Here is a 6,606-nt window from a genome sequence, read left to right on the forward strand (position 1 = left end):
CGCAAAATGGAAGGCCTAAATATGAGCATCTGGACGCTGGGGCTGCTGATTGCAGTGGCTCTGGCGTTCGACTTCATGAACGGGTTTCATGACGGTGCCAACTCGATCTCGACGATTGTCGCCACCGGTGCCCTGACCCCCAAGCAGGCGGTGCTGTTCGCCGCATTCTTCAACTTCGCCGCACTGTGGGTATTCCAGCTCAAGGTGGCGGCGACGATCGGCAAGGGCACCGTCGACCCGAGTTTCGTCGATTATTACGTGATCTTCGGGGCTCTGGTCGGGGCGCTCGCCTGGAACATCATCACCTGGTATTACGGCATTCCGTCCTCGTCCTCGCACGCGCTGGTCGGTGGCCTGGTCGGTGCAACGGTTGCCAAGGCCGGTTCGGGCGCGCCGATCGTCTGGGAGGGTTTCGGCAAGATCCTTGCCTTCATCATCATTTCGCCGCTGGTCGGGGTGATCATCGGCGGTCTGCTGATGGTGCTGGTATCGTGGATCTTCCGCAACAAGTCGCCGTATCAGGCCGGGAAATACTTCAAGAGCGGGCAATTGATCGCCGCCGCCGCGTACAGCCTGGGCCACGGCGGCAACGATGCGCAAAAGACGATCGGCATCATCTGGCTGTTGCTGATCACTGCCGGCGTGGCAACCAAGGACGTGGCGACGTTGCCGACCTGGGTGATCTACTCGTGCTACTTCGCGATCGCCTGGGGGAACCTATCTGGGTGGCTGGCGCATCGTCAAGACGATGGGCACCAAGATCACCAAGCTCAATGCGGTCAGCGGTTCGTGCGCCTCGATGGGTGGTGCGATCACGCTCGGGCTGGCGACGCTCGGCGGCATTCCGGTGTCGACGACGCATACCATCACCGGCGCGATCATCGGTGTCGGGGCAGCCACCGACGTCAAGGCGGTGCGCTGGGCGATCACCATGAACCTGCTCGTCGCCTGGGTGCTGACGATTCCTGCCGCCGGGCTGATTGCGGCGATCTTCTGGTACATAGGGACCAAGTTCCTGTAACCCACACAGGTGGGTGCTTGACGGAACGGGCGCCCCGGCAACGGGGCGTCGCAGAACAACAGATGATTATCAAGGGAGTTATATATGTTACCCAAGCGAACCCAGTTTTTTGAGCTCCTCGAGGCACACAGCGAGCGGGTTCTGGCCGGTGCCAATTCCATGCTGCGCCTGATCAACGACCTCGGGGTCAGCGGGCAGGAGGTTGCCGCGCTGATCCAGGAAGTCAACATGAACGAAGCGAGTGCGGACCAGATCAAGGCCGACCTGCTGCTGATGCTGCACAAGTCCTTCGTCACCCCGCTCAACCGTGACCAGGTCTACGAGCTGACGCTGGACATCGACCGGATCATGAATGCGGTGCAGGATGTCGCGCAGGCGGTCGGCATCTACCACATCCATGAGGCCAATGCCGAGTCACGTGAACTCGCGTCGATGGCCGTCGATGCCTGCTCACGCCTGACGCGCGCCATCGCCGCCCTGAAGAAGAATGAGCGTAGCGAAGAGACCGTCAACCTCTGTGTCGAAATCGAGCGTATCGAAGAGAAATCCGATGGGGTCATGCAGCGGGCGATCAAGGCCTTGTATGCGAACGAAGGAAATGAGCAGGCGGCCTTGCGGGCGCTGGCCTTGCAAGAATTCTATGCCTTGCAGGAAAAAAGTGCTTCGCACTTGCAAGGCCTCGGCCCAGATGGTCGAAGAGATCCTGCTCCAGAATGCCTGAGACCTGACCTGCTCCGCGCGCGCAACGCCCCGGCAACGGGGCGTTTCCTTTGGCAATCGCCAGATTTCTTCACCTGCTTCAGCCGAGAACGCGGAGAACGCCCATGTTACCCAGCAACCCGATGGCCGCCTTGTTCGGCAAGTCGCCGTTCAAACCGCTGCCGCAACACATGCGCATCGTGATCGAATGCGTCGAAGAAGTGCAGCCCTTGTTTCAGGCCCTGATTGACGACGATCAGGAGCAGCTTGAAGAACGCAAGAACCGCATCTTTGTCAAGGAGCGTGAGGCGGACGCGATGCGGAACGAGCTCTGTGAGCATTTGCCGAGAAGCATGCGCCAGGCGGCGGGCCGGCAGGATCTGCTCGAACTCCTGGCGGCGCAGGATGCCATTGCCGACACTGCGCAGGACATCGCCGGTTTGCTGGTGGAACGTAGGATGGAGGTATACCCGGGCATGGCCGAACCGCTGATGCGACTCGTGGCCCGCTGCATCGATACCTGCCGGCAGGCGCACATCGTCGTCGAGAAGCTTGGCGAGCTGCAGGAGGCCGGATTCCGTGGTCGCGAGGCCAGCCAGGTGGATGAGATGCTTGCTGAACTGGGGAACATGGAATCCGACACCGATTTGATGGGAATGGCGCTGGCCCGAGCCTTGTTCTCGGAGGAGGACAAGCTCAAGCCGGTGTCGGTGATGTTCTGGTACCAGTTGATCCAGTGGGTTGGCAATCTGGCCGATTACGCGGAGAAGGTCGGAGATCGGCTGCGTTTGCTGATCACCCGCTGACGATCACAATTCAAGGAAGATTCCAGGAAGAAGGCCTGCCCGTTTTCGACTTCAACCATCCGAATTCCGGCTGCTCCGTTCGCATGTTCTGCAAGGGGGGATTCGCCAGCTAAGGCGGTAGTATGGAAATCATCGATCAGTATCAAACCTTGTTTTATGTCCTGGCCCTCGCCGGTGGTCTGTACATGACCTGGGGAATCGGCGCCAACGGCGTCGCCAGTGCCATGGGCACTTCAGTTGGTTCGGGTGCGATCACCGTCAGGCAGGCGCTCGTCCTGGCCGCGATCATGGAGTTCTGCGGTGCTTATCTGGCCGGCGGAGAGGTGGCCGACACGATTTCGACAGGCATCATCGACGGCAGGCTCTTCGAACCGGTGCCGCATCTGTTGGTGCTCGGCATGATCGGGGCGCTGCTGGCGGCGGGGGTCTGGCTGATGGTCGCCAGCATGCGCGGCTGGCCAGTGGCGACGACGCATGCCCTCGTCGGCGCCGTGTGCGGGGTTGGCGTTGCGGCCCTCGGCGTGCATGCGGTGCATTGGGAAATGATGGGCGAAATCGTTGCTAGCTGGTTCATCTCGCCGGTCCTGGGCGGTACGGTCGCCCTGCTGCTGACCATGAGCATCCGCAAGCTGATTTTCAATACCGTCAACCCGATCGCCCGGGCGCGCAAGTGGGGTCCGATGTATGTCTTCCTGGTCGGCTGGATGGTTTCTCTGGTCACCATCAGCAAGGGCCTCAAGCATCTGGACATTCATTTCGGCCTGTTCTCGGGTCAGATCCTTGCGATCGTGATCGGCGTCGTCCTGGCTCTTGCCGCCCGGCTGATGATGAACCGCATGCAATTCGATGAGCATCTCGACAGGGCTTTTCAGCACGCCAGCGTCGAGAGGCTGTTCATTCCGCAGATGGTGTTCACCGGCGCGGCGATGGCCTACGCGCATGGTTCAAACGAAGTGGCCATTGGGATTGGCCCGATGGCTGCGGTGATTCAGATCCTGGTGACCAGGGAGGTGTCTGCCATCTCGCCAATCACGCCCTTCCTGTTGTTGATCGGCAGCTTCGGCATGGTTGCCGGTCTGGCCACCTACGGTTACAAGGTGATGGCCACCCTGGGCCACAAGATTACCGAGTTGACGCCAACCCGAGCCTATTGCGCCACCGTTGCCACTGCGTTCGTGACGGTGGCCGCTTCCGGCCTGGGCCTGCCGGTGTCCAGCACGCATATCGCGGTTGGTGCGGTGATGGGTGTCGGCATTGCCCGCGGTATCGGCGCCCTGGACCTGCGTGTGGTCGGTGGCATCATCGTTTCCTGGTTCATTACCGTTCCGGTCGGGGCTCTTCTGGGGGCCAGCATTTTCCATCTCCTGAGAGCAGTATTTTCCATAGAATGATCATGCCTCTTCCTGCTGGATATTTCCACTGAAACTGCAGCCATGACGGAACTGCCTACCCTGCCCATCGAATCGCTGCAGCACTTCAAGGGGATCGACTTCCCGGAGGACATTCGCTTTGGCCAGATTCTGGTGACTGGCCCGCCCGGTGCCGGCAAAAGCACCTTGATCGTGCGTCTCGGCGGCTGGTCGGAGGAGGGCTATCTGGATTTGGGCCGCAAGCATTGGTGGCGATCGGAAATTCTGTCGGTGCGACCGCGCGAGATCCATCTGGGACTTCCGTTTCAGGGCCTGGCCAACGCGGTGTCGGTCTTTGATGCCGAGTTCCTCGATCGCGACCCATTGCCACCCGTCGATTTCGATCGCATCGTCCTGCCGCCTCGCAAGCGTTATTTTTTTTTCGGTCGACTGGTATCGGCGCTATGTGTTTGAATTCCTGCTGCCACCTCCCGATCTGGTCTTTGAGCGCCGTGTCGAGCGGGCTCGCCACAGCACCCATCCGGTCGATGCGCAACTGAGCCTCGAGATTTGTACTGCCCAGCTTGCAGTTTTCCGCAGCGTTGCCGAGTTTCTGCACCGCAAGGGCTTCAAGGTGTATCTCCGTGAGGGGGCAGATGGCCACCCGAGACGTTTCCATGAGCCGCAGTCGCAGCCGTGAGAACGATGGCCGCCCGGCGCTCGTTCAAGCTGTCGAGCTTGTTGGCGTGGCTAAAAGGAGTTGCGGCGAGACTGGGCTTCGGCTGGGGGCGCGACCTCAGACTGGGCGACTCCTACCGACTGGGCAGCAGCAAGGTGCGGGTTCCTCTTGGTGGTCTGCCGATCGAGATCTCGCTCGGTCTCAACGACAAACGCCTGCATCTCTACCCGGAGACGCGACTCAATGCGCGCGGTGAACCGCTCAGGCTGGGTAGCTTCATCATCGTCGATCCCAGCGCTCATCGTCGCCGCATCAGCGGTTTTCTGCGCCTGACCCCGAAGAGCTGGCTGTCGCTGGGTTCGGCGGACATGCTCCAACAGGCCCTGTTCAATTACCCCGCAGCCATCGATGAGGAGCACCTGGTGGTGATCCATGGCCGCGACGCGCTGGTGTTTCGCAATTTGAGCGACGCCGGTACGGCGATCGGACCGGCACCTGCGGAAGATGGCTGGCTTCGCGAGAAACTCTGGCGGCGGTTGCGTGCGCTTTTCGGTGGTTCGATTGCGCTGTTGCCCAGGGATGAGGCGATGCAACTCATCGAAGACGTCAATCGGCTGCTGCAGAAGGAGATCCATCGACCAATCGATGAGCGGGGCATGCCGGGTGGATTGCTGCGGCTACCGTCGACGCTCACCCCGATTATCGTTGCCGACCTGCATGCCCGGATCGATAACCTGCTGACGGTTTTGAGCCAGAACGCTTTTCTCGACGCGCTGGAGCAGGGTACGGCGGCGCTGGTGATTATTGGCGATGCCGTGCATTCCGAAATGGATGGGCAGTTGCGGGAGATGGAGAGTTCGATGCTGATGATGGATCTCATTTTCCGGCTCAAACTGCGCTTTCCGGAGCAGGTGTTCTATCTTCGCGGCAACCACGATTCGTTTTCCGAGGACATGTCCAAGGACGGAATTCCGCAGGGACTGCTGTGGGCCAGGGAACTCGGCGAGCGACGCGGTACGGCCTACCTGAAAGCCATGCAAGAGTTCTACCAGCTGTTGCCTTACGTGGTGGCTTCCGAGAATTTCGTGGCCTGCCATGCGGCGGCGCCGATAAGCAAGATCAGCATCGAGATGCTGGTGCAAATCCACCGTCACCCGAAGCTGGTCATGGAGTTGATCAGCAACCGCCTGCAGCGGCCGAACCGGCCACAGGGCTATCACCGGCGCGATGTCAAACGCTTTCGCCAATGCCTGCAAGTGAAACCGGAAACGCCCTTGATCGTTGGCCACACGCCGATCGACCGGGAGAACACCCTGTGGCTCGACGTCGATGGCATCGCCAATCATCATGTGCTGTTCAGCGCCAATCCCGAGCAGGTCGGCGTTTTCACCCGTGTTGGCGGTACCATGATCCCCCTGGTCTACCCGGTAGACGCGTTGACGCCGATCATCAACGCTCTCGATCAGGCGCCGGGCTGAGCCGCGAAGACTCTCCGCGGCAGCAACAGCATCCGGAGCTGAATATGATCATGATCGGGGTGCCTGGAAAAGTCATGACCGTTACCATGAAAGTCGCGTCAGCGACTCACGAACCTCCCCTCCCCACTCGCGGGGGAGGGGTTGGGGGAGAGGGAAACGGTCATGACTTCCATGATCGGGGGTGCCTGGAAAAGTCATGACCGTTAGGCACTGCGCAGAAATGACTTGAAATGTTTGGCTTCCCACTTAAGCCGGGACAATCTCTAACTTCAATGGGTTATGCACAACCCGGTGGCGGGACTTCCTCGGTAAGGGAAGTTCCCCCATCTGGTTGAGCAGCCAATCGAAAAGATCAGGGAAAGAGGTGCTAAACAGACGTTCGGCTGCGATAGTGCCGTCACTACGTCTCACCCCATAGTTGTGGATAACCGTTAGCGCAGCCAGGCGGCATTTCGTCAGACCTCGCCCGTTATGATACAACTGGGACAAGCGGCCATTGCGCCCTTCGACGGCGGAGGAGCTGCGATGGAACTGTCGCACCATCCATTCCCCCCATTCTAGCCAGCGCTGCAAC

General features: G+C 60.2%; 7 protein-coding genes and 1 pseudogene. 7 read left to right on the forward strand and 1 reads right to left on the reverse strand.

The window, feature by feature from the left end:
- The first annotated feature begins 6 nt into the window (after positions 1-6).
- The 7 genes and pseudogenes from E4Q08_RS17615 to E4Q08_RS17645 all read left to right on the forward strand — a co-directional run bounded on the left by E4Q08_RS17615 (position 7) and on the right by E4Q08_RS17645 (position 6,032).
- Positions 7-1,021, forward strand: a pseudogene (locus tag E4Q08_RS17615) (inorganic phosphate transporter).
- An 84-nt stretch (positions 1,022-1,105) separates the two neighbouring features.
- Complete coding sequence (locus tag E4Q08_RS17620; RefSeq protein ID WP_169071318.1) at positions 1,106-1,924, forward strand: DUF47 domain-containing protein; 819 nt, start codon at positions 1,106-1,108, stop codon at positions 1,922-1,924.
- A complete protein-coding gene (locus tag E4Q08_RS17625; RefSeq protein ID WP_169071319.1) occupies positions 1,846-2,526 on the forward strand; it encodes a TIGR00153 family protein in 681 nt (226 codons plus the stop codon). Before E4Q08_RS17620 ends, E4Q08_RS17625 begins: the two co-directional genes overlap by 79 nt.
- A 122-nt stretch (positions 2,527-2,648) precedes the next feature.
- A complete protein-coding gene (locus tag E4Q08_RS17630; RefSeq protein ID WP_169071320.1) occupies positions 2,649-3,917 on the forward strand; it encodes an inorganic phosphate transporter in 1,269 nt (422 codons plus the stop codon).
- A gap of 42 nt (positions 3,918-3,959) precedes the next feature.
- Complete coding sequence (locus tag E4Q08_RS17635; RefSeq protein ID WP_169071321.1) at positions 3,960-4,349, forward strand: hypothetical protein; 390 nt, start codon at positions 3,960-3,962, stop codon at positions 4,347-4,349.
- A complete protein-coding gene (locus E4Q08_RS17640; RefSeq protein ID WP_169071322.1) occupies positions 4,342-4,575 on the forward strand; it encodes a hypothetical protein in 234 nt (77 codons plus the stop codon). The genes E4Q08_RS17635 and E4Q08_RS17640 overlap by 8 nt, the downstream gene beginning before the upstream one ends.
- A 5-nt stretch (positions 4,576-4,580) precedes the next feature.
- Positions 4,581-6,032 (forward strand): metallophosphoesterase, encoded by a 1,452-nt coding sequence (locus E4Q08_RS17645; protein ID WP_248594984.1) that lies wholly within the window; start codon positions 4,581-4,583, stop codon positions 6,030-6,032.
- Positions 6,033-6,278: 246 nt separating this feature from the next.
- Here E4Q08_RS17645 and E4Q08_RS24985 read toward each other — a convergent pair whose 3' ends face one another.
- On the reverse strand, positions 6,279-6,605 hold the full coding sequence (locus tag E4Q08_RS24985) for a DUF6399 domain-containing protein (protein WP_248594820.1): 327 nt from the start codon (positions 6,603-6,605) through the stop codon (positions 6,279-6,281).
- Position 6,606: the final 1 nt, after the last annotated feature.

Origin of the sequence: Candidatus Accumulibacter contiguus (genome assembly GCF_012940005.1) — a bacterium.
GTDB lineage: Bacteria > Pseudomonadota > Gammaproteobacteria > Burkholderiales > Rhodocyclaceae > Accumulibacter > Accumulibacter contiguus.

What these genes read in the sequence shown, in the direction of transcription:
- E4Q08_RS17630 (WP_169071320.1), top strand. Translation starts at nt 2,649, where the DNA reads ATGGAAATCATCGATCAGTATCAAACCTTGTTTTATGTCCTGGCCCTC.
- E4Q08_RS17625 (WP_169071319.1), top strand. Translation starts at nt 1,846, where the DNA reads ATGTTACCCAGCAACCCGATGGCCGCCTTGTTCGGCAAGTCGCCGTTC.
- E4Q08_RS17620 (WP_169071318.1), top strand. Translation starts at nt 1,106, where the DNA reads ATGTTACCCAAGCGAACCCAGTTTTTTGAGCTCCTCGAGGCACACAGC.
- E4Q08_RS17635 (WP_169071321.1), top strand. Translation starts at nt 3,960, where the DNA reads ATGACGGAACTGCCTACCCTGCCCATCGAATCGCTGCAGCACTTCAAG.
- E4Q08_RS17645 (WP_248594984.1), top strand. Translation starts at nt 4,581, where the DNA reads ATGGCCGCCCGGCGCTCGTTCAAGCTGTCGAGCTTGTTGGCGTGGCTA.